Consider the following 25,556-nt stretch of genomic DNA (forward strand, 5'->3'; position numbering starts at 1 on the left):
CGACCACCCCTGGACCGCCCACGCCACCGGCCGCCTCAGCCCCGGCACGGAAACCGACGCACCCGCGGCCCTGGACACCACCCAATGGCCCCCGGCCGGCGCCGAACCCGTCCCCCTCGACGGGGCCTACGACGCCCTCGCCGACCACGGCTTCGCCTACGGCGCCGCCTTCCGCGGCCTGCGCTCTCTGTGGCGCCGCGGCGGTGACCTGTACGTCGAGGCCGAACTCCCCGCCGGCAACCGCACCGCCGGCTTCGCCCTCCACCCCGTCCTGCTGGACACCCTCCTGCACGCCCTCGCCCACGCCGGCGACGGCCGCCTCGGTGTGCCGTTCGCCTGGGAAGGCGTCGGCCTGCACGCCACCGGTGCCACCAAGGTGCGCGCCCGCATCGCGGCGCAGGGCGAGGACACCGTCGAGATCCACGTCGTGGACACCATGGGGGCACCCGTCCTGACCGTGGACGCCCTCACCACGCGCCCGCTCGACGCCGCTCGCCCTAGCGCCGGGACGGCTGCGGACGCCCTGTACCGAGTCGACTGGATACCGACCGAGCACGCAGCCGCGCCGGCCTCCTACGAGGGACCCCTCGCCCTGCTCGCCGACCCTGCCGACGCCTCGATCGCCGAGGAGTTCGCTGACGCTCTCGGTGGCGCCCGCGTACCCGTCCACGCCGACCTCACCGAACTCGCGGACGCGGCACCCCTGCCCGACGTGATCCTCGCCCCCCTCGTGGCCGACCCCGCCGGGGGCGACCCCGTCACCGAACTCCACACCCTCACCACCCGGGCCCTCGACCTGGTCCGCCAGTGGCAGCACGACGAGCGCCTGCGCGCCACCCGCCTGGTCATCGCCCTGCGCGACGACCGCCCCGCGACGGCCGCCGTCCGCGGCCTGCTGCGCGCCGCCGAGTCCGAACACCCCGGCGGCATCGGCCTGTTGATCCTCGGTACCGACCCCGTGGACGGGACGCTGCTGCGCCGGGCCCTCGCCACAGACGAACGGGAGACCGCTCTCGCGGACGGCCGCGTCACCGTTCCCCGTCTCGCGCGTGCCGGTCGGTCGGGCGAGCCGGGGGTGGAGTGGGCCGGTCCGGGTGCTGTGGTGGTGACCGGTGGTACGGGTGGTTTGGGTGCGGTGGTGGCTCGGCATCTGGTGCGGGTGCACGGGGTGCGGGAGTTGGTGTTGCTGTCGCGGCGGGGGGTGGATGCGCCGGGTGCGCGTGAACTCGTCGCCGAGCTGGGGGAGTTGGGCGCACAGGTCGATGCTGTCGCGTGTGATGTGGCGGATCGGGACGCGCTGGCGGGTGTGCTGGCGGGGCGGTCGGTACGGGGTGTGGTGCATGCCGCGGGAGTCCTGGACGACGGTCTCGTCGGGACTCTGACTCCGGCCCGCCTGAAGTCCGTCCTGCGCCCGAAAGCCGACGCCGCCTGGCACCTGCACGAACTCCTCCCCGACGTCCAGGCCTTCGTCCTCATCTCGTCCGCCGCCGGCACCTTCGGCCCCGTGGGCCAGACCGCCTACGCCGCCGCCAACGCCTACCTCGACGCACTCGCCGCCCACCGCCGTGCCCAGGGGTTGCACGCGGTCTCCCTGGCCTGGGGACCGTGGCTGCTCGACGGCGCGGGCATGGCGGTCGGGCAGCCCACGCAGGCGCACGACGAGACCTCGCTCATCCGCCCCGTGTCCGCCGACGAGGGACTGAACCTCTTCGACGCGGCCCTCGCAACCGGTGCCGAGGTAGTCCTCCCTGTCCCGCTGGACCTGCGGGCAGCACGGGCCCGCACCGAGATCCCGGCACTCCTGCGCGGACTCGTACGCCCCCGCCGTCGCACCGCGAGCAGCGGCACCGGCACACCCGACCTGGTCCGCAGGCTCGCCCCCCTCGACGAGGTGGAGCGGCGCGAGGTACTGGTCGATCTGGTGCGGGGACAGGTGGCGCTGGTCCTGGGGCACGAGGGTGCGTTGGGCGTCGATGCGTCGCGGTCGTTCCGCGATCTGGGCTTCGATTCCCTGCTGGCTGTTGAGCTGCGCAATGGGCTGCAGTCGGTGACGGGGTTGCGGCTGCCGGCGACGCTGGTGTTCGACTATCCGACCGTGAGCGTGCTCGCCGGATTCCTGCTGGGTGAGGTGCTGGGGGCGCAGGACGCGGCCCCGGTGGTGCCGTTGGGTGCGGTGGCCGACGACGATCCGGTGGTGGTCGTCGGGATGGCGTGCCGGTACCCGGGTGGTGTGTCGTCGCCGGAGGACCTGTGGCGGCTGGTGTCGGACGGCGTGGACGCGGTCGGCGAGTTCCCGCCCGACCGTGGCTGGGACCTGGAGCGGCTCTACCACCCGGACCCGGAGCACGTCGGCACCTCGTCCACCCGCGCCGGCGGCTTCCTTCGGGATGCCAGTGGCTTCGATGCGGACTTCTTCGGGATGAGTCCTCGGGAGGCGTTGGCGACGGACGCGCAGCAGCGGTTGCTGCTGGAGTCCGCGTGGGAGGCCATCGAGCGGGCGGGCATCGACCCGACGTCGCTGCGCGGCAGCCAGACCGGCGTCTTCGCGGGCGTCATGTACAACGACTACGGACTCCTCCTCGACGGCCGCGAGTTCGAGGGCCTGCGCGGCAACGGGAGCGCGATGAGCATCGCCTCCGGCCGTGTTGCGTACACGTTCGGCTTCGAGGGGCCGACGGTGTCCATCGATACGGCGTGTTCGTCATCGCTGGTGGCCGTGCACCTGGCCGCGCAGGCGTTGCGGTCGGGGGAGTGTTCGTTGGCGTTGGCCGGTGGTGTGACGGTGATGTCGACGCCGACGACATTCGTGGAGTTCTCCCGGCAGGGAGGGCTATCCCCCGACGGGCGCTGCAAGGCGTTCTCGGATGCGGCCGATGGGGTGGGCTGGGCCGAGGGTGTGGGTGTGCTGCTGCTGGAGCGGCAGTCGGATGCGGTGCGGAACGGGCATCGGATTCTGGCGGTCGTCCGGGGCAGTGCAGTCAATCAGGACGGTGCTTCGAACGGCCTGACCGCGCCGAACGGTCCCTCGCAGCAGCGGGTGATCCGGCAGGCGCTTGCGTCCGCGGGGTTGTCGGCCTCCGATGTGGATGCCGTCGAGGCACACGGAACGGGTACGACTCTCGGCGATCCGATCGAGGCACAGGCCCTGCTGGCGACCTACGGTCAGGACCGCGAACGGCCCCTGCTGCTGGGCTCGGTGAAGTCCAACCTCGGCCACACCCAGGCAGCCGCCGGTGTCGCCGGTGTCATCAAGTCGATCCTCGCGATGCGACACGGCGTCGTCCCGCGCACCCTGCATGTGGATGCGCCGTCCTCACATGTGGACTGGTCTGCGGGTGCGGTGGAGCTGGTGCGTGAGCCCATGGCCTGGCCGGACACCGACCGGCCCCGGCGCGTAGGTGTCTCCTCCTTCGGGCTCAGCGGCACCAACGCCCACGTCATCCTGGAGGCAGGGCCGGATGCCGAACCGACGCCGATGGCAGGCGAGTTCGAGGCACTGCCGCTGGTGGTGTCGGCTCGGTCGGAGCAGGCGCTGGACGCGCAGATCGAGCAACTGCGGGCGGCAGAGCCCTCGGTGGACGTCGCCTACACGTTGGCAGCGGGCCGGGCCCGGTTCGAGCATCGCGCGGTGTTGCTGACGTCTGCGGAGGGCGTCACCGAGGCGGCCCGGGGAGTGGCGGTCGAGGGGCCGCTTGCGTTCGTGTTCCCCGGTCAGGGTGCTCAACGTCTGGGGATGGGGCGGGAGTTGTACGCCCGCTTCCCCGTGTTCGCCGGGGCCCTGGACGAGGTTCTGGCCGGGCTCGACCCGGCCCTGCGTGACGTGATCTGGGGCGACGACGAACTCGCCCTGAACCGTACGGAGTTCGCCCAGCCCGCGCTCTTCGCGATAGAGGTGGCGCTGTATCGACTGGTGACCTCGCTCGGGGTCACTCCGAAGTTCCTCGCGGGTCACTCCGTCGGGGAGATTGCTGCCGCGCATGTCGCGGGGGTGCTGTCACTGGCGGACGCGTGCACGCTGGTGTCGGCGCGGGCTCGGCTGATGCAGGCGTTGCCAGAGGGCGGCTTGATGCTCGCGGTCGAGGCCGCCGAGGATGAAATCACGCCGCACCTCACCGACGACGTGTCCCTCGCGGCGGTCAACGGGCCCTCCTCCGTGGTGCTCTCGGGGACCGAGGAGGCCGTTCTCGCGGTGGCCGCCGCCGTGCCGGACCGGCGCACGACACGGCTGCGGGTCTCGCACGCCTTCCACTCGCCGTTGATGGACCCGATGCTGGCGGACTTTGAGCAGGCCCTGTCCGGCATCACCTTCCACGCGCCGCGCATCCCGCTCGTCTCCAACCTCACCGGCACCCTCGACGCCCCGGACACGGCCGACTACTGGGTCCGCCACGTCCGCGAGACCGTCCGGTTCGCCGATGGCATCCGCACCCTCACCGACCTGGGCGTCACCCGCTTCCTGGAGATCGGTCCGGACGCCGTGCTGTCCGCGCTGGTACGGCAGTCCGTCGTGGACGAAACGGTCGTCGTACCCGTGCTGCGCAAGGACCGGCCCGAGGAGGGCGCGGCGCTCACGGCCCTCGCGCAACTCTTCACGCACGGCGTGCCGGTGGACTGGTCCGCCCTCTTCAGCGGCGCACGACTCGTCGACGTCCCGACCTATCCCTTCCAGCGCCAGGACTACTGGCCGGTCGGCGGGTACGTCACCGGTTCCGGGGACGTGCGGGCCGCGGGTCTGGCGGCCGCCGACCATCCGCTGCTCAGGGCCGCGGTATCGCTCGCCGACTCCGACGACGTGGTGCTGTCCGGGCGGCTGTCGATGGCCACACACCCGTGGCTGGCCGATCATGTCGTCTTCGGGCGGGTGGTCGTTCCGGGCACGGCCTTCGTCGAACTGGCGGTGCGGGCCGGCGACGAGGTCGGCTTCGGCGCCCTCGACGAGCTCACCCTGTCCAACCCTCTCGTGGTCCCGGACACGAGCGCCGTGCAGATTCAGGTGCGGGTCGCGGAGACCGACGAAGCCGGTCGCCGCCCGGTGACGGTGTACGCGCGTCCCGACCACGCGGTCGCAGACGCTCCCTGGACGCAGCACGCCGTAGGTGTCCTCTCCGACGCACCGACGCGGACCGAGTGGTCCGATGCCGCCCAGTGGCCGCCGGCCGGTGCGCAGCCCGTGGAGACGGGTGAGCTGTACGACGACCTGGCCGACGCCGGACTCACCTACGGCCCGCTCTTCCAGGGGTTGCGGGGTGTCTGGCGGCGCGGCGGCGAGGTGTTCGCCGAGGTCGCACTGCCGACCGGCACCGATGCCGGCGGGTTCGGCCTGCACCCGGCATTGCTCGACGCCACCCTGCACGCCCTCGCCGCTGCCGACGGATCCGGTGACCCCGCCCTGCCCTTCGCCTGGGAGGGCGTCTCGCTGCTGGCGTCCGGCGCGACCGAGGTGCGGGCCCGGCTGGTCCGGCGGGACGACCGGGATGCCGTCGCCGTCGATCTCGCCGACGCCGAGGGACGCCCGGTGGCGCATGTGGCCGCGCTGGTGGCTCGGCCGGTCACGAGCGAACAGCTCGGCGGGGCGAGTGCGGCAGCGGACGCGGCGCTGTACCGGGTCGACTGGACCGAGGTGCCGGAGACGGCGGCCGAGCTCTCCGCCGTGGCGCTGATCGGCGCCGACGAGGCGCTCGGTGGCTTGGTGCGGGACGCGGTGGCCGACGTCCGGAGCCACCCCGACCTGGATGAGCTGGCCGCCGACGCCGACCGCCCGGTTCCGGGGCTGGTCGTGGCCGCCGTAGGAGTCGGCGCAGACACGGCGGTGGACGTGGCCGGTCAGACCCACGCCGTCGTGGCGCGGGTGCTGGACCTGGTGCAGACGTGGGTCGCCGAGGAACGGTTCCGCGGTGCGCGGCTGGTCGTGCTGACACAGTGCTCGGCGGTGGTCTCCGCCGCTGTACGCGGGCTCGTGCGGTCGGCTGCGGCCGAGTATCCGGGCCGGTTCGCGGCACTGGACGCCACGGACGCCGGACCGGATCAACTCGGCGCCGCCCTGCGTGCGGTGGCCGTCGACGAGGTCGATGCCGCCGTGCGCGGTGACGCCGTCGTCGCCCCTCGTCTCGCGCGTGCCGGTCGGTCGGGTGAGATGGGGGTGGAGTGGGCCGGTCCGGGTGCTGTGGTGGTGACCGGTGGTACGGGTGGTCTGGGTGCGGTGGTGGCTCGGCATCTGGTGCGGGTGCACGGGGTGCGTGAGCTGGTGCTGCTGTCGCGGCGTGGCCTGGATGCGCCGGGTGCGCGTGAACTCGTTGCCGAGCTGGGGGAGTTGGGCGCTCAGGTCGATGCTGTCGCGTGTGATGTGGCGGATCGGGACGCGTTGGCGGGTGTGCTGGCGGGTCGGTCGGTGCGGGGTGTGGTGCATGCCGCGGGTGTTCTCGACGACGGTCTCGTCGGGACTCTGACTCCGGCCCGCCTGGAGTCCGTCCTGCGCCCGAAGGTCGACGCCGCCTGGCACCTGCACGAACTCCTCCCCGACGACACGCCGTTCATCGTCTTCTCCTCCATCGCCGGTGTGCTCGGCAGCGTCGGCCAAGCGGCCTACGCGTCGGCCAACGCCTTCCTCGACGCCCTGGTGACCCTGCGCCGGGACCTGGGCCTGCCGGCGGTGTCCCTCGTATGGGGCCCCTGGGAGCAGCACGCCGGAGGCATGACGGCCGACCCGCAGCGGATGGCCCGTACGGGCATCCCCGCGATCACGGTCGACCAGGGCCTGGCACTGTTCGACGCGGCGCTGCGGACGGGCGAGCGGGTCGTCCTGCCCGTGCCGCTCGACCTGCGTGCCGTGCGCGGCCTTGGCGAAGTTCCGCCCGTCTTCCGTGAGTTGGTGCGGTCGCGTCGGCGGCTGGTCGCGGCAGGTGGTCTGCTGCAGCGGCTCACCGGTCTGGACGAGGTGGAGCGGCGTGAGGTGCTGCTGGACCTCGTGCGGGGGCAGGTGGCGCTGGTGCTGGGCCATGAGAGCGCCTCGGGGGTTGACGACGCGCGGTCCTTCCGCGATCTGGGCTTCGATTCGCTGCTGGCTGTTGAACTGCGCAATGGGTTGCAGTCGGTCACCGGGCTGCGCCTGCCCGCGACGCTGGTGTTCGACTATCCGACGGTGAGCGTGCTCGCCGGTTTCCTGCTGGACGAGGTGCTCGGATCGCATGCCGTGGCCCCGGTCGCTCCGGTGGCGGCGGTCGCCGACGACCCCGTCGTGATCGTGGGCATGGCCTGCCGGTACCCGGGTGGTGTGTCGTCGCCGGAGGATCTGTGGCGGCTGGTGAGCGACGGTGTGGACGCGACCTCCGGCTTCCCGGAGGACCGGGGCTGGGACCTGGAGCGGCTCTACCACCCGGACCCGGAGCACACCGGTACGTCGTCCGCTCGTGCCGGCGGGTTCCTTGCCGAAGTCGGCGGGTTCGACCCCGAGTTCTTCGGCATGAGTCCGCGCGAGGCGTTGGCGACGGACGCACAGCAGCGGTTGCTGCTGGAGTCCGCGTGGGAGGCGATAGAACGAGCCGGTATCGACCCGACGTCCCTGCGCGGCAGCCAGACCGGCGTCTTCGCCGGCCTCATGTACAACGACTACGGCGTCCTGCTCTCCGGCGATGAGTTCGAGGGCTTCCGAGGGAGCGGCAGCTCCCCGAGCATCGCGTCCGGTCGTGTCGCCTATGCGTTGGGCCTTGAGGGGCCGACGGTGACGATCGATACCGCGTGTTCGTCGTCGCTGGTGGCCCTGCATCTGGCTGCGCAGGCGTTGCGTGGCGGTGAGTGTTCGTTGGCGTTGGCCGGTGGTGTGACGGTGATGTCGACGCCGACGACGTTTGTGGAGTTCTCGCGGCAGGGTGGGCTGGCACCGGACGGGCGCTGCAAGGCGTTCGCGGACGCCGCCGATGGTGTCGGCTGGGCCGAGGGTGTCGGTGTGCTGCTGCTGGAGCGGCAGTCGGATGCCGTGCGCAACGGTCACCGCATTCTCGCCGTGGTGCGCGGTAGTGCGGTGAATCAGGACGGTGCGTCGAACGGGCTGACCGCGCCGAACGGTCCCTCGCAGCAGCGGGTGATCCGGCAGGCGCTGGCGTCCGCCGGGCTGTCGGCCCTTGATGTCGATGTGGTCGAGGCGCACGGCACCGGTACGACTCTCGGTGATCCGATCGAGGCGCAGGCCCTGCTCACGACGTACGGCCAGGATCGTGAACGGCCCCTGTTGCTGGGCTCGGTGAAGTCCAACCTCGGCCACACGCAGGCCGCCGCCGGTGTCGCCGGTGTGATCAAGAGCGTGCTGGCGATGCGCAACGGCACCGTCCCGCGAACCCTGCACGTCGATGAGCCGTCGTCCCATGTCGACTGGTCTGCGGGTGCCGTGGAGCTGGTGCGTGAGCCGGTGCCATGGCCGGACAGCGACCGTCCGCGCCGAGCCGCCGTCTCTTCCTTCGGCCTGAGCGGCACCAACGCCCACGTGATTCTCGAACTGCCCGCGGATGTGTCGGCGCCCAGCACCGTCCATCGTCCGCCCGTGGTGCCGTTGGTGGTGTCGGCTCGGTCGGAACTGGCGCTGGACGCGCAGATCGAGCAGCTGAACGCGGGCGAGTCGTCGGTGGATGTCGCGTACACGCTGGCCGCCGGGCGTACGCGGTTCCGGCACCGAGCGGTGCTGTTGGCGTCTGCGGAGGGGGTCGCCGAGGCCGGTAGGGGAGTGGCGGTCGAGGGGCCGCTGGCGTTCGTGTTCTCGGGCCAGGGTGCTCAACGTCTCGGTATGGGGCGGGAGGTGTATGCCCGCTTCCCGGTGTTCGCCCAAGCCCTGGACGAGGTCCTGGCAGGGCTCGACCCTGCCTTGCGTGACGTGATCTGGGGCGAGGACGAGGAGGCCCTGAACCGCACGGAGTTCACCCAGCCCGCCCTTTTCGCGATCGAGGTCGCCCTCTTCCGCCTGGCCGAGTTCCTTGGAGTACGGCCGGACTTCGTGGCCGGCCATTCCGTCGGGGAGATCGCGGCCGCGCATGTCGCGGGGGTGCTGTCGCTGACGGATGCGTGTGCGTTGGTGTCGGCGCGGGCGCGTCTGATGCAGGCGCTGCCCGAGGGCGGGTTGATGCTCGCGGTCGAGGCCACGGAAGCCGAGGTCGTCCCGCATCTCACCGACGAGGTGTCCGTCGCGGCGGTCAACGGCCCGTCCTCGATCGTGCTCTCCGGTGTGGAGGAGGCCGTTCTCGCGGTCGCTGCCGCGCTGCCCGACGGCCGCCGCACGACCCGCCTGCGGGTTTCGCACGCCTTCCACTCGCCGTTGATGGAGCCGATGCTCGACGAGTTCCGCGCGGCGATCTCGGCTCTGCGCTTCCACGCGCCGCGCATCCCGCTCGTCTCCAACCGCACCGGCAGCCTCGTCGCTCCCGATACGGCCGACTACTGGGTCCGCCATGTCCGCGAGACCGTCCGTTTCGCCGACGGCATCCGCGCCCTCACCGAGCAGGGCGTCACCCGGTTCCTGGAGATCGGCCCGGACGGCACTCTCACCGCCCTGATCGAGCAAACGGCGCCCGAGGACACCCTGGTAGCCCCCCTCCTGCGCAAGAACCGCCCCGAAGAAGCCGCCGCCCTCACGGCCCTCGCCCACCTCTTCACCCATGGCGTGAGCGTCGACTGGCCCTCGCTCTTCACCGGCGCCCGCCTCACCGACGCCCCCACCTACCCCTTCCAACGCCAGAACTACTGGCCCGCCGTCACCGCATCGCTCCAGGACGCCGTGGCCCTGGGTCTGGAACCCGTCGGGCACCCCCTGCTCGGGGCGGTCGTGCCGTTGGTGGAGTCCGACGGGGTGGTTCTCGCCGGACGTCTGTCGGCGGGTACGCAGACCTGGCTCGCCGACCACGAAGTGCACGGCAACGTCCTGCTGCCGGCCACCGCCTTCCTGGACCTGGTGCTGCGCGCGGGTGACGAGGYCGGATGCGGCCGGGTCGAGGAACTGTCCCTCGGTGTGCCCCTGGTCCTCGGCCCGCGTGCGGCCGTACGGATTCAGATCGCCGTGGGTGCACCGGACGAGGACGGCCGTCGCTCCGTCGGCGTTCACTCCCGCCCCGACACGGCCGACGAGGACCTGCCCTGGACCCAGCACGCCTCCGGCACCCTTGCCGCGCAGGAGGACGCCCCGCACACCCTCGACGTGTCGGCGTGGCCGCCCGCCGCAGCGCGCCCCGTGGAACTCGACGGCTTCTACGAGACGCGGGCGGAGGACGGGTTCGCGTACGGGCCGGTGTTCCAGGGCCTGCGCGCCGTATGGCGCCGTGGCGACGAGGTGTTCGTCGAGGCCGAGTTGCCCGAGCACGTTCCGACCGGCGGATTCGGGTTGCACCCGGCTCTCCTGGACGCCGTGCTCCACGCCGCCGCCTTCGCCGGAGGGGAGGCCGAGGAGGCGGGCAGCCTGCTGCCGTTCGCCTGGGAGGGCGTGTCCCTGCACGCGACCGGCGCCTCCGCCGTGCGGGCCAGACTCATGCGCACCGGAACCGGCAGCATCGCCGTGACCGTGGCCGACGAGGACGGCAACCCCGTCGCGTCGGTGAGCCGGCTGGCCGTCCGCCCGGCCGACGAGCGTCTCTCGGCGGGCCGGGCGAGCAGTGACCTGTACCGGATCGCATGGACGCAGGTCTCCACGACCGAGCCCTACGACGGCCCTCTCGCCGTCCTGGGCGGCGAGGAAGCCGAACGGCTCGCCGCCGAGACATCGGGCGCCACCGCATACGCCGATCTCGCCTCCCTCGCCGATTCGTTCCCCGGTGCCGTCGTCGCCCTTGTCCCGGCCGACACCGAGACCACGGCTGCCGACGTCGTCACGGCCCTGCACGACACAACGGCCCATGTCCTGCGGCTCGTTCAGGAGTGGCTCGATGAGGAAAGGCACCCCGACGCCCGCCTCGTCGTGACCACCACAGGCGTGCCCGAACCGGTCCTCGGTGCCGTACGCGGTCTGCTGCGCACGGTGCAGAACGAGCACCCCGGGCGTGTCGGCCTGTTGTCCTTGCCGGCCGGAGACGAGGCCGACGCTGACCTGCTGCGCCGCGCCCTCGCCCTCGACGAGCCCGAAGTAGCCGTACGCGAAGGCCGATTGGAAGCCCCCAGGGTCGTACGGGCCACCGCGCCCCCCGACTCGACCGGCCCTTGGACGGACAGCGGCCCCGTCCTGGTGACCGGCGGTACCGGAGGTCTCGGCGCGGTCCTGGCCCGGCACCTCGTGCGCTCGCACGGCGTGCGCGAGCTGGTGCTGCTGTCCCGGCGGGGAGCGGACGCGCCGGGCGCCGCCGAACTCGCCGCCGAACTGCGGGAGTTGGGGGCGGACCAGGTCGACGCCTTGGCCTGCGACGTCTCGGATCGTGCCGCGCTGGCCGACGCCCTGGCCGGGCGGCGTGTCTCGGCCGTCGTCCACGCCGCGGGCGTACTCGACGACGGGCTCGTCGGCGGGCTGACCCCCGAGCGACTGCACTGCGTCCTGCGTCCCAAGGCCGACGCGGCCTGGCACCTGCACGAACTCCTGCCCGACGTCCGGGCCTTCGTCCTCGTCTCCTCCGCCGCCGGCACCTTCGGCGGCACCGGACAGGCCAACTACGCCGCCGCCAACGCCTTCCTCGACGATCTCGCCGAGCACCGACGCACCCTCGGCCTGCCCGCCACGTCCCTCGTGTGGGGACCGTGGGACCTCGACGGCAGCGGCATGACGGGCGACCTCGCCCCCGCCGAACGCGAACGCCTCGCCCGCACCGGCTTCCCCGCAGTGACGCCCGAGCAGGGGCTCGCGCTCTTCGACGCAGCCATGGCCCATGACGCGGCCGTCGTCCTCCCCATCCCGCTCGACCTGCGCACGATCCGCGACCGCGGTGACGTACCCGCCATGCTGCGTGGGCTGGTGCGGTCGCGCCGTCGGGTGGTCGCGGCGGGCGGTCTGCTTCAGCGGCTCACCGGCCTGGACGAGGTGGAGCGGCGTGAAGTGCTGCTGGACCTCGTGCGGGGGCAGGTGGCGCTGGTCCTGGGCCACGAGAGCCCGGCCGGTCTCGACGACGCGCGGTCCTTCCGCGACCTGGGCTTCGACTCGCTGCTGGCCGTCGAACTGCGCAATGGTTTGCAGTCGGTGACCGGGCTACGGCTGCCGGCGACGCTGGTGTTCGACTATCCGACGGTGAGCGTGCTCGCCGGATTCCTGCTGGACGAGGTGCTCGGGTCGCGTGCGGCGCCTCCGGTGGCGTCGGCGGTGGCGGCTGTGGCCGATGACCCGGTGGTGGTCGTGGGCATGGCCTGCCGGTTCCCGGGCGACGTGTCGTCTCCGGAGGATCTGTGGCGGCTGGTGGCCCAGGGCGGGGACGCGGTCTCCGGCTTCCCGGAGGACCGTGGCTGGGACCTGGAACGGCTCTACCACCCGGACCCGGAGCACAGCGGCACCTCCTCCGCCCGCGAGGGCGGCTTCCTGAACGGCGTCGGCGGGTTCGACCCCGAGTTCTTCGGGATGAGTCCGCGGGAGGCGTTGGCGACGGACGCGCAGCAGCGGTTGCTGCTGGAGTCGGTGTGGGAGGCGATAGAACGGGCCGGTATCGACCCGACGTCGCTGCGTGGCAGCCAGACCGGCGTCTTCGCGGGCGTCATGTACAGCGACTACGCCCACCTGCTCGCCGGCCCGGAATTCGAGGGCTTCCGCGGCAACGCCAGTTCCCCGAGCGTCGTTTCCGGGCGCGTCGCGTACACCCTCGGCCTGGAGGGCCCGTCCGTCTCGATCGACACGGCGTGTTCGTCGTCGCTGGTGGCGGTGCACTTGGCTGCGCAGGCGTTGCGTGGTGGTGAGTGCTCGTTGGCGGTCGCCGGTGGTGTGACGGTCATGTCGACGCCGACGACCTTCGTGGAGTTCTCGCGACAGGGCGGGCTGGCACCGGACGGGCGCTGCAAGGCGTTCTCCGAATCCGCTGACGGTGTCGGCTGGGCCGAGGGTGTCGGCGTGCTGCTGCTGGAGCGGCAGTCGGATGCCGTGCGCAACGGTCACCGCATTCTCGCCGTGGTGCGGGGCAGCGCGGTGAACCAGGACGGTGCGTCGAACGGGCTGACCGCGCCGAACGGTCCCTCGCAGCAGCGCGTGATCCGGCAGGCGCTCGCGTCGGCGGCGCTGAACGCCGGCGACGTCGATGTGGTGGAGGCGCACGGCACCGGTACGACTCTCGGTGATCCGATCGAGGCGCAGGCCCTGCTGGCGACCTACGGCCAGGACCGTGAACGGCCCCTGTTGCTGGGCTCGGTGAAGTCCAACCTCGGCCACACCCAGGCAGCCGCCGGTGCCGCTGGTCTGATCAAGTCGATCCTCTCGATGCAGCACGGCACAGTCGCGCCGACCCTGCACGTGGATGCGCCGTCGTCCCATGTGGACTGGTCGGTGGGTGCGGTGGAGCTGGTCCGGGAGCCGGTTCCGTGGCCGGACAGCGACCGCCCGCGCCGCGTCGGTGTGTCGTCCTTCGGGCTCAGCGGCACCAACGCCCACGTCATCCTGGAGCAGTGGCGGGACGCGGAGCCGGCGACTGACGTGCCGGCTCCGCCCGTACTGCCGTTGGTGGTGTCGGCGCGGTCGGAGCAGGCGCTGGACGCGCAGATCGAGCAGCTGCGGACGGTTGAGCCGTCGGTGGACGTCGCGTACACGCTGGCGGGCGGTCGTGCACGGTTCGCGCACCGGGCGGTGCTGTTGGCGTCTGCGGAGGGTGTCGCCGAGGCCGGTAGGGGAGTGGCGGTCGAGGGGCCGCTGGCGTTCGTGTTCTCGGGCCAGGGTGCTCAACGTCTCGGTATGGGGCGGGAGTTGTATGCCCGCTTCCCGGTGTTCGCCCAAGCTCTGGACGAGGTCCTGGCCGGGCTCGACCCTGCCTTGCGTGACGTGATCTGGGGCGACGACGAACTCGCGCTGAATCGCACGGAGTTCACCCAGCCGGCGCTCTTCGCGATCGAGGTGGCGCTGTTCCGGTTGGTGACCTCCCTCGGCGTCACTCCGAAGTACCTCGCGGGTCACTCCGTCGGGGAGATCGCGGCCGCGCATGTCGCGGGCGTGCTGTCGCTGACGGATGCGTGTGCGTTGGTGTCGGCGCGGGCGCGTCTGATGCAGGCGCTGCCCGAGGGCGGGCTGATGCTGGCGGTCGAGGCCACCGAGGATGACATCACGCCCCACCTCACCGACGAGGTGTCCGTCGCGGCGGTCAACGGCCTGTCCTCGATCGTGCTCTCCGGTGTGGAGGAGGCGGTGCTCGCGGTCGCCGGCGCGCTGCCCGACGGCCGCCGCACGACCCGTCTGCGGGTCTCGCATGCCTTCCACTCGCCGTTGATGGAGCCGATGCTCGACGAGTTCCGCGCGACGATCTCGGCTCTGCGCTTCCACGCGCCGCGTATCCCGCTCGTCTCCAACCTCACCGGCACCTTGGCCACTCCGGACACGGCCGACTACTGGGTCCGCCACGTCCGCGAGACCGTCCGGTTCGCCGACGGCATCCGCGCCCTCACCGATCAGGGCGTCACCCGGTTCCTGGAGATCGGCCCGGACGGCACTCTCACCGCCCTGATCGAGCAAACGGCGCCCGAGGACACCCTCGTAGCCCCCCTCCTGCGCAAGAACCGCGCGGAAGAAGCCGCCGCCCTCACGGCCCTCGCCCGCCTCTTCACCCATGGCGTGAGCGTCGACTGGCCCTCAGTCTTCACCGGCGCCCGCCTCACCGACGCCCCCACCTACCCCTTCCAACGCCAGAACTACTGGCCCGAGTCCGGAGCAGCCACCGCACTGTCCGCCACCGTCGGCAGCCTCACCGATCCCGCCGAGGCGGAGTTCTGGGCGGCCGTGGACGACGCCGACGTGGATGGTCTCGCGACTCAACTGCGTGTCGACATCGAGGCGTTGAGTGACGTGGTGCCCGCGCTGTCGGCCTGGCGTGGCCGTCGGCGGATGCGGTCGGCCATGGACGCGCTGCGGTTCCGGGAGACGTGGCAGGCGCTCGGGGACGCCGTCGCGGTGGGAGTGCGTGACGGTGGGCCCTGGCTGGCCGTCGTGCCGGAGGGGCATGGCGAGGGCGCCTGGGTGCGGTCGATCGTGGCGGCGCTCGGCGAACAGACCGTGCTGCTCGAAGTCGGGGCCGACGACGAGCGGGACGACCTCGCGGGTCGGGTGCGGGAGACCGTGGCCAGTCTCGACGAGGGTGCCGCTGTCGCCGGCGTGGTGTCGCTGCTCGCCGCCGCCACCGACGTACGGGACTCCGGAGTCCCGGTGTCGGTGACCGGTACGGCCACGCTCGTGCAGGCCCTGGAGGAGGCCGGCCTCGACGCCCGGGTGTGGGCGGTGACCTGTGGTGCCGTGACGGTGCCGGCCGCGGACGACGCCGCACCCGGACTGCCCGAACCGGCGGCCGCCGCCGTGTGGGGACTCGGCCGGGTCATCGCGCTGGAGCATCCCGAGCGTTGGGGCGGGCTCGTCGATCTGCCGCAGGAGCCGAGCGAGCAGTCGCTGGGCCGGTTCCTGAGCGTGCTCGCGCGCACCGACGGCGAGGACCAGGTCGCCGTACGGGAGTCGGGAACGTACGGGCGACGGCTCGTCGCCGCGTCAGCCCCTGAGCGGTCCGACGAGCACCCCACCTCCTGGCGGCCCTCCGGCACCGTCCTCGTGACCGGCGGCACCGGCGCCCTCGGCGCTCATGTCGCCCGCCGGCTCGCCGGGAGCGGGGCCGAGCGGCTGCTGCTGGTGAGCCGGCGTGGACCGCAGGCGCCCGGTGCGGCGGCGCTGGAGGAGGAGCTGACGGCACTCGGCGTCGACGTCACCCTCGCCGCGTGCGACATCGCCGACAGGGCAGGGCTCGGCGAGCTGCTGGCCGCCATCCCGGACGAAGCGCCGCTCACCGCCGTCGTACACACGGCCGGGGTCCTGGACGACGGCGTGCTGCACAGCCTGACTCCGGAGCGGTTCGACGCGGTGTTCCGGGCCAAGGTGACCGCCGCCGAGGTCCTCGACGAGCTGACCCGGGAACGGGAACTGGACGCCTTCGTGCTGTTCTCGTCTCTCGCGGGTGCCGTCGGCAACCCGGGCCAGGCCAACTACGCCGCCGCGAACGCCGCGTTGGACGCGCTGGCCCGCCGACGAGTCGCGGCCGGGCTCCCGGCCACCTCCCTCGCCTGGGGCGCGTGGAGCGGGGCCGGGATGGCCGCCGAGGGACGGCTCGGGCGGCACGCCTCCGGTCGTTCCCTGGAACCGGAGCTCGCGCTGACCGCCATGGCCGAACTGGTCGCGCAGAGCGCGCCGGACACGGTCGTCGCCGATCTCTCCGACGCCGAGCTGCTGGAAGGCATGCTCGCGCTGCGGCACACCGCGTCCCTCACCTCGCTGCCCGGCGCCCGGCAGATCGCGGCCGCCGCCCAGCAGGCGCGGCAGGAACGCGCCGGTGCCGCGGCCGAGTTGCGCACGCGGCTGCTGGCGGGCCGTGAGGGCGACCGGTTGCCGTATGTGCTCGACGTCGTCCGCACCCACGCGGCGGCCGTGCTCGGGCATCCCGGGCCGGACGCCGTCAAGCCCGAACGGGCCTTCCAGGAGCACGGCTTCGACTCGCTCATGGCCGTCGAACTGCGCAAGCGGCTCACTGCGGCCGTCGGCCTGCCGCTGCCGGCCACCATGGTCTTCGACCATCCGACGCCGCTCGCCCTGGCCCGGCACCTGCTCGGGGAGATACTTGCCGAGGGCGACGGGGTCGACGTCGTCGCCACCGCCGCCGACGTGTCCGACGAGCCGATCGCCATCATCGGCATGAGCTGCCGCTTCCCCGGCGGCGTCGATTCCCCGGAAGCCTTCTGGGAGCTGATCGCCTCCGGTACGGACGCCATCGGGGAGTTCCCCGCCGACCGCGGGTGGGACGCCTCCGGGCTGTACGACCCGGACTCCGACCGCAGCGGGACGACGTACTCGACACAGGGCGGATTCCTCGACGGGGCGGGCGAGTTCGACCCCGCGTTCTTCGGGATCTCGCCGCGTGAGGCGCTGGTGATGGATCCGCAGCAGCGGTTGCTGCTGGAGACCGCGTGGGAGGCCGTCGAGCGCGCCGGTATCGACCCGGGCACGCTGCGCGCCAGCCGCACCGGGGCGTTCGTCGGCTCCAGCTACCAGGACTACGGGCGCGGCGCAGGGGAGGGCAGCGAGGGGCACATGGTCACCGGGTCCAGCCCGAGCGTGCTGTCGGGCCGGCTGTCGTATGTCCTCGGGCTGGAGGGTCCTGCCGTGACCGTCGACACCGCCTGCTCCTCCTCCCTCGTCGCCCTGCACCTGGCCTGCCAGTCGCTGCGGAGCGGCGAGAGCACGCTGGCGCTGGCCGGTGGTGCGACGGTCATGACGACGCCGGACTCGTTCGTGGCGTTCAGCAGGCAGCGKGCKCTCGCCGCCGACGGACGCTGCAAGGCGTTCGGGGACGGTGCCGACGGCATGACCCTCGGCGAGGGCGTCGGGCTGCTGCTCGTGGAGCGGCTCTCCGACGCCGTGCGGGGCGGGCACCCGGTGCTCGCCGTGATCCGCGGCTCCGCCGTCAACCAGGACGGCGCCTCCAACGGCCTGACCGCGCCCAACGGGCCCTCCCAGCAGCGCGTCATCCGGCAGGCCCTCGCCAACGCGCATGTCACCCCGGACGACATCGACGCCGTGGAGGCGCACGGCACCGGCACCGCGCTCGGCGACCCGATCGAGGCGCAGGCGCTGGTCGCGACGTACGGCAGGGACCGGGACCCGGAGCGGCCGGTGTGGCTCGGCTCGGTGAAGTCCAACATCGGGCACGCCCAGTCCGCCGCCGGTGTCGCCGGCATCATGAAGATGGTGCTGGCGCTGCGGCACGGCGTCCTGCCGCCCACCCTGCACGTCGACACGCCGTCCCGGCACATCGACTGGTCGTCCGGTGTGCTGCGGCTGCTCGACGAGGAGCGGCAGTGGCCCGCGAACGGGCGTCCCCGCCGCTGCGCCGTATCCTCCTTCGGCATCAGTGGCACCAACGCGCACGCGGTCCTGGAGGAGGCACCGGACGGACTGCCGACGGCTGCCGAGCCTCCGATGACCACCGCGCCTCCCGTATCCGGCGCCCTCCCCTGGGTGCTGTCCGCCCGCGCCCGCGGCGCCCTGCGCGACCAGGCCACCGCGCTCGCCGCGCAGGTCACGGCACGGCCCGCCGACGACCCGGCCGACACCGGCCACGCCCTCCTCACCACCCGCTCGCTCCTCGACCACCGTGCCGTCGCCCTCGGCACCGACGCCGCCGAACTCGCCGCCGCGCTGGGCGCGTTCGCCGGGCAGGAACCCGCCGCGCCCGTCGTGCACGGCGAGGCCGACGTCGACGGCCGTACCGTGTTCGTCTTCCCCGGCCAGGGCACCCAGTGGGACGGCATGGGCGCGCGCCTGCTCGACCTGTCGCCGGTGTTCGCCGAGCGCATCGCCTCCTGCGCCCTCGCCCTCGACCCGTTCGTCGACTGGTCGCTGACCGCCGTACTCCGCCAGGAACCCGGCGCGCCCGGACTCGACCGGGTGGACGTCGTCCAGCCCGTCACCTGGGCCGTGATGGTGTCCCTGGCGGCCGTGTGGGAGGCGTACGGCGTCCGCGCCGACGCCGTGATCGGCCACTCGCAGGGTGAGATCGCCGCGGCCGTCGTCGCGGGGGCGCTCTCCCTGGAGGACGGCGCCCGTGTCGTGGCGCTGCGCAGCCAGGCCATCGGCCGCACCCTCGCCGGACGCGGCGGCATGATGTCGGTGCCGCTCCCCGTCGCCGAGGCCACCGCCCGCATGGAGCCGTGGGAGGACCGGCTGACCGTCGCCGCGGTCAACGGGCCCGGCGCGGTCGTGGTCTGCGGTGACCCCGAGGCGCTGGACGCCCTGCACGACGCGCTCACCGCCGACGGGGTACGGGCCCGCAAGATCCCCGTGGACTACGCCTCGCACTCCGCGCACGTGACCGACCTGCACGACGAACTCCTCGACGTGCTCGCCCCCGTGACCCCGCGCGAGCCCCGCATCCCGATGCTGTCCACGGTGACCGGGGAGTGGCTCGGCGACCCGGGCGCGGACGGCGGCACGGATGCCGCGTACTGGTACCGCAACCTGCGCCAGACCGTCCGTTTCGGGCCCGCCGTGGAACGGCTCCTCGCCGCCCAGCACCGGGCGTTCATCGAGATCAGCGCCCACCCCGTGCTCACCCTCGGGATCCAGGGCTCCGTCGACGAGGCGGGCGTCGCCGCGTACGTGGGCGGCACGCTGCGGCGCGGCGAGGACGACGCGCGACGCGTACTGGCCTCGCTCGCCGAGGCGTTCGTGCGGGGTGTGCACGTCGACTGGAGCGCCGCGTACGGCGGCGGCGCCCGGCGCCGGGTGAACCTGCCCACCTACCGCTTCCAGCACCAGCGGCTCTGGGTGCCGCCCGTGACCCCCGGCGCGCGCCCGGACGGGGCCGGCACGGAGGACGCCGCCTTCTGGGACGCCGTCGAGGAGTCCGACCTGCCGGGGCTCGCCCGCGACCTCGACGTCACCGAGGACGCGCTGGCCGCCGTACTGCCCGGCCTCACCGCCTGGCGCAGGCGCCGCAGCGAGCGGTCCACGCTGGACGACTGGCGGTACAAGGTGCGCTGGGTGCCGCTGTCCGTGCCCTCCGGTGCGGCCACCGGGCGTTGGCTCGTCGTCACCGCCGACGGCCACGACGGCGCGGACGTCACGGCGGCGCTCGCCGCGCACGGCGGCGAGCCGGTGCGGCTCGCGCTCGACGACACCCACCTCGACCGCGAGGCCCTCGCCGAACTGCTGCGGGACGCGGGCCACGGGGAGTCCGACGGCGATACGACCCCGATCGCAGGCATCGTCTCCCTGCTCGCCGAAGCCGAACAGGACTGCCCCGGCCATCCGGGCGCCGTCCTCGGCACCGCCCTCAACGTCGTCCTCGTCCAGGCCCTCGGCGACCTCGAAGCCGACTGCCCGCTGTGGCTGCTGACGCGGGGCGCCGCCGCCACCGGGCGCGCCGACCGGGTCACCCGGCCCGTGCAGGCACAGTCGGCGGGCATCGGCTGGACCGCGGCACTGGAACACCCCCGCTTCTGGGGCGGCACCGTCGATCTGCCCGACACCCTCGACGAGCGGGCCGCACGCAGGCTCGCCGCGCTCCTCGCGGGCGGCGCGCACACGGCCGAGGACCAACTCGCGCTGCGTTCCTCCGGGGTGTTCGCCCGCCGCGTCGTCCGGGACCGCATCGGCGAGCGCCCGGCGGGCGACGGATGGAAGCCGCGCGGCACCGTCCTCGTCACCGGCGGCACCGGCACCCTCGGCCCGCACGTGGCCCGCTGGCTCTGCGCCCAGGGCGCCGAACGGATCGTCCTGGTCAGCCGCCGCGGCCCAGACGCGCCCGGCGCCGGCGAACTCGTCGCCGAACTGGCCGAGTCGGGCACCGAGGTCACCGTCGCCGCCTGCGACATCACCGACCGCGCAGCCCTCGCCGCACTCCTGGAGCGGCTGCGCGCCGACGGGCACACCCTGCGCACGGTGATCCACGCCGCCGCCGTCATCGAGCTGCACACCCTCGCCGACACTGACCTCGCCGCCGTCTCCCGCGTCCTGCACGCCAAGGTCGACGGCGCCCGCAACCTCGACGCGCTGCTCGGCGACGACGACCTCGACGCGTTCGTGCTGTTCTCCTCCGTCGCCGGACTGTGGGGCAGCGGCCAGCATGCCGCGTACGTCGCGGGCAACGCCCACCTCGGCGCGATCGCCGCCGAGCGCCGGGCCCGGGGCCTGAAGGCGACCTCCGTGCACTGGGGCATCTGGGCCAACGAACTCGGCGTCGGCCGGGTCGCCCCCGACCAAGTGCGCCGCACCGGCCTGGTGTTCATGAACGCCGACCTCGCACTCGCCGGGATGCGCCGAGCCCTGGACGACGACGAGGCGGTCCTCGCCGTCGCCGACGTCGACTGGGACCGCTACTACCCCGTCTTCACGTCCGTCCGCGAGACCCGGCTGTTCGACGACGTGCCCGAGACCCGGCGGGCCGTCGAGAGCGCCGACCGGCAACAGGCGTCCGCCGACAGCGAGTTCGCGGCCCGGCTGGCCGCACTGCCCGCCGCCGAACGCGACCGGCTGCTGCTGGACACCGTGCGCGGGCAGGCCGCCGCCGTCCTCGGCCTCGCCGGACCCGACGACCTGTCCGAGCGCCGGGCCTTCCGCGACGCCGGCTTCGACTCGATCACCGCCGTCGACCTGCGCAACCGCATCGCCTCGGCCACCGGGCTCACCCTGCCCGCCACCCTCGTCTTCGACCACCCGACACCCGCCGCGCTCGCCGCGTTCCTGCGCACCCTCCTCGACGACACCGGCACCGCGGCAGCCGGACCCGCCGCGCCCGTCGCCGTCACCGCCGACGAACCGATCGCCATCGTCGGCATGAGCTGCCGCTACCCCGGCGGCGTCGACTCGCCCGAGGCCCTGTGGGACCTCGTCATGTCCGGCACCGACGCCATCAGCGGCTTCCCCACCGACCGAGGCTGGCCCGTCGACGCGCTGTACGACCCCGACCCCGACACCCCCGGCCGCACCTACGCCGTCCAGGGCGGATTCCTGCGCGCCGCCGCCGACTTCGACCCGGTGTTCTTCGGTATCTCGCCCCGCGAGGCCCTGACCATGGACCCGCAGCAGCGCCTGCTCCTGGAGACGTCCTGGGAGGCCTTCGAGCGGGCCGGGATCGTGCCCGAGACGATCCGCGGCAGCCGTACCGGCGCCTTCATCGGCGCCAGTTACCACGACTACCCGGCCGCCCACGGCGAGAGCGCCGACGGGCATGCCGTGACCGGCTCGCTCACCAGCGTCCTGTCCGGCCGTGTCGCCTACCTGCTCGGCCTGGAGGGCCCGGCCGTCACCCTCGACACCGCCTGCTCCTCCTCCCTGACCGCCCTGCATCTGGCGTGCCAGTCGCTGCGGGGCGGCGAGAGCGACCTCGCGCTCGCGGGCGGCGTCAGCCTCATGGCCACCCCGAACACCTTCATCGGCTTCAGCAGCCAGCGCGCCCTCGCTCCCGACGGCCGCTGCAAGGCGTACGGCGACGACGCCGACGGTATGGCGCTCGCCGAGGGCGTCGGCATGGTCCTCGTCGAACGGCTCTCCGACGCCGTACGCAACGGGCACCCGGTGCTCGCCGTGGTCCGCGGTTCCGCCGTCAACCAGGACGGCGCCTCCAACGGCCTCACCGCGCCCAACGGGCCCGCCCAGCAGCGCGTCATCCGCGCCGCCCTCGCCGGGGCCCGCCTGGAGCCGGGCGACGTCGACGCCGTGGAGGGCCACGGCACCGGCACCGCCCTCGGCGACCCGATCGAGGCACAGGCCCTGCTCGCCACCTACGGCCAGGACCGCGAACGCCCGCTGCTGCTCGGCTCGGTGAAGTCCAACATCGGGCACAGCCAGGCCGCGTCGGGCATCGCCGGTGTCATCAAGATGGTCACCGCGCTGCGGCAGGGGATGCTGCCGCCGACCCTGCACGCCGACACTCCTTCCTCGCACGTCGACTGGACCGCGGGTGAGGTGCGGCTGCTGACCGAGGCCACCGACTGGCCCGAGACGGGACGGCCGCGCCGAGCCGCCGTGTCCTCCTTCGGGATCAGCGGGACCAACGTGCACACCGTCCTGGAACAGGCCCCCGAGGGCGAACCTCCCGCCACGACCGAGGACTTGGAGCACGCAGGTCCGCTGCCGATGCTCGTCTCCGGCCGCGGTGACGACGCCCTGCGCACCCAGGCCGCCCGCCTCCTCGCCTTCGTCGAGGAGGGCCCCGACCTCCCGCTCGACCGCCTCGCCGCCGCTCTTGCCCTGCACCGCTCGCCCTTCGAGCGCCGGGCCGCAGTGGTCGCGCACGACCGGGACGAGCTGCTGCGGGGCCTGCGCGCCCTGCGCGACGGAGAGCCCGACCCGGCCGTGGTCCAGCCGGCCGCGCCCGGCGCCGGACGCGGACGCGTCGCGTTCCTCTTCACCGGACAGGGCGGCCAGCGCCTCGGCATGGGCCGGGAACTCTACGACCGCCACCCGGTGTTCGCCGACGCCCTCGACGCCGCGCTCGCCCACCTCGACACCGGGCTCGACGTGCCCCTGAGGGACGTGATGTTCGCGCCCGAGGGCACCCCCGAGGCCGCGCTGCTGGACCACACCGGCTACACCCAGCCCGCCCTCTTCGCCTTCGAGGTCGCGCTGTACCGCCTCGTCGAGTCCTGGGGCATCGCACCCGACTACGTCGCCGGGCACTCCGTCGGCGAAATCGCCGCGGCCCACGCGGCCGGAGTGCTCGAACTGGCCGACGCCTGCGCCCTGGTGGCCGCCCGCGCCCGGCTCATGGCCCAGCTGCCCGAGGGCGGCGCGATGGTGTCCGTGGCCGCGACCGAGGACGAGGTGACCCCGCTGCTCGACGAGCGGGTCTCCGTGGCCGCCGTCAACGGCCCCGCCTCGCTGGTCCTGTCCGGCGACGAGGACGCCGTCGAGGCCGTCGCCGCCACCCTCGCCGCACGCGGCCACCGCACCCGGCGGCTGCGCGTCAGCCACGCCTTCCACTCGCCCCGCATGGACGCCGTACTCGACGGGTTCGCCGAGGCCGCCGCCGGCATCCGGCCGGCACCCGCCGTGCGCCCGCTCGTCTCCACCCGCACCGGCGACGTCATCACCGACGACGAGCTCGCCACCCCCGGCCACTGGGTCCGGCACCTGCGCGACACCGTGCGGTTCGCCGACGCCGTGGCGACCCTCACCGGCCGTGGTGTGCGGACGTTCCTGGAGATCGGCCCCGACGCCGTCCTCAGCGGCATGACCCGGGCCGTCCTCGACGACGACCCCGCCACGGGCGCGTCGGCCGCCGTCGTACCGCTGCTGCGCCGCGACCGCGCCGAGATCCCGCAGCTGACCACCGCCATCGCGGGCGCCCATGTGCACGGCGTCACCGTGGACTGGGCCGCCTTCCTCGCCGCCGCGGACGTGACCGACGATCACCTCGACCTGCCCACCTACGCCTTCCAGCGCCAGCGCTACTGGCCCGAGCCCGGCGCCGGCGCACCGGCCCTCGCCGCCGACCCCGCCGACGCCGCCTTCTGGTCCGCCGTCGAACGCGAGGACACCACCGCCCTCGCCGCACAGCTCGGCCTCGACACGGACGCCGCCCGGTCGTTCACGCCCGCCCTCGCCGCCTGGCGTCGGCGCCGCCACGACCGGGCCCGCCTCGACGCCCTGCGCCACCACGTCGTCTGGCGGCCCGCCCAGCCCACCACGGCCGCTCTCACCGGCACCTGGCTGGCGCTGCTGCCCGAGGGCCTGGGCGACCCCGAGTGGGCAGAGGACATCCTCGCCGCGCTCGGCACGCCCGTCACATGCGTCACCGTCGGTGGCGACCGCGAGCGTACGGCTGCCCAACTCCGCGACCTCGACGGTCCGTTCACCGGCGTACTGTCCTTGCTCGCGCTCGCCGCCGAGGATGCCCCCGCGCTCACCGCCACCGCCTGTCAGGCACTCGGCGACGCCGAACTCGACGCGCCCCTGTGGTGCGTCACCCGTGGCGCCGTCTCCGTCCTCGGCGCCGGCGAGCCCGTGCGCGACCCCGCCCAGGCCGGGGTGTGGGGACTGGGCCGGGTCGTCGCCCTCGAACACCCCGGCCTCCTGGGCGGATTGGTGGACCTGCCCGACCGGGTCGACGCCGCCGCCGCACGCCGGCTGCGGGCCGTACTGGCCGGCGGCGACGCCGAGACCGCCGTACGGGACTCCGGCGTGTACGTCCGCAGGCTCGTCCGGGCACCGCACCGCGAGACCCCGCAGACGCCGGCCCATGGCCTCGCCGACCCGGACGGCACCGTCCTCATCACGGGCGGCACCGGCGCCCTAGGCGCCCACGCCGCCCGCCGCCTCGCCCGCGAGGGCGCCGGGCACCTGCTGCTGCTCAGCCGCCGCGGCCCCGACGCGCCCGGCGCCGCCGAGCTGCGGGACGAACTGACCGCGCTGGGCGCCCGCGTCACCCTGGCCGCCTGCGACGCGGCCGACCGCGACGCGCTCGCCGCCGTCCTCGCCGACCTGCCCGCCGACGCGCCGCTCACCGCCGTACTGCACACGGCCGGCATCGTCGAGGACCGCGTCCTCGACGCCCTCACCCCGGACGACTTCACGGCCGTACTGCGTGCCAAGGTCACCGCCGCGGAGAACCTCGACGCGCTCACCCGCGACCTGCCGCTGACCGCGTTCGTGCTGTACAGCTCGACCGCCGGAGTCCTCGGCGCCGCCGGACAGGGAAACTACGCCGCCGCCAACGCCCGGCTCGACGCGCTCGCCGCCCGTCGGCGCGCCGACGGACTGCCCGCCACCGCCATCGCCTGGGGCCCCTGGGCCGGCTCCGGCATGGCGGCCGGGGAGGACATCGACCGCCGGCTGCGCCGCGCCGGACTCACCCCGCTCGACCCCGAACTCGGCGTCGACGCCCTGCTGGACGCGGTCGCCCACGGCGAGACGGCGGTCACCGTCGCCGACATCGACTGGTCACGCCTCG

The 25,556-nt window shown here is 73.6% G+C and carries 1 protein-coding gene (running past one end of the window); it reads left to right on the forward strand.

Features of this window, described 5'->3' with window-relative positions; all coding sequences use genetic code 11:
* The coding region annotated (locus tag EAO75_RS13620) for a type I polyketide synthase (RefSeq protein ID WP_187284423.1) crosses the window boundary (this coding region is incomplete at its 5' end): on the forward strand, window positions 1-25,556 show 25,556 of its 35,434 nt. 9,878 nt of the annotated region lie beyond the right edge of the window.

Origin of the sequence: Streptomyces sp. UW30 (assembly GCF_008042075.1) — a bacterium.
In the GTDB taxonomy this organism is placed as follows: domain Bacteria; phylum Actinomycetota; class Actinomycetes; order Streptomycetales; family Streptomycetaceae; genus Streptomyces.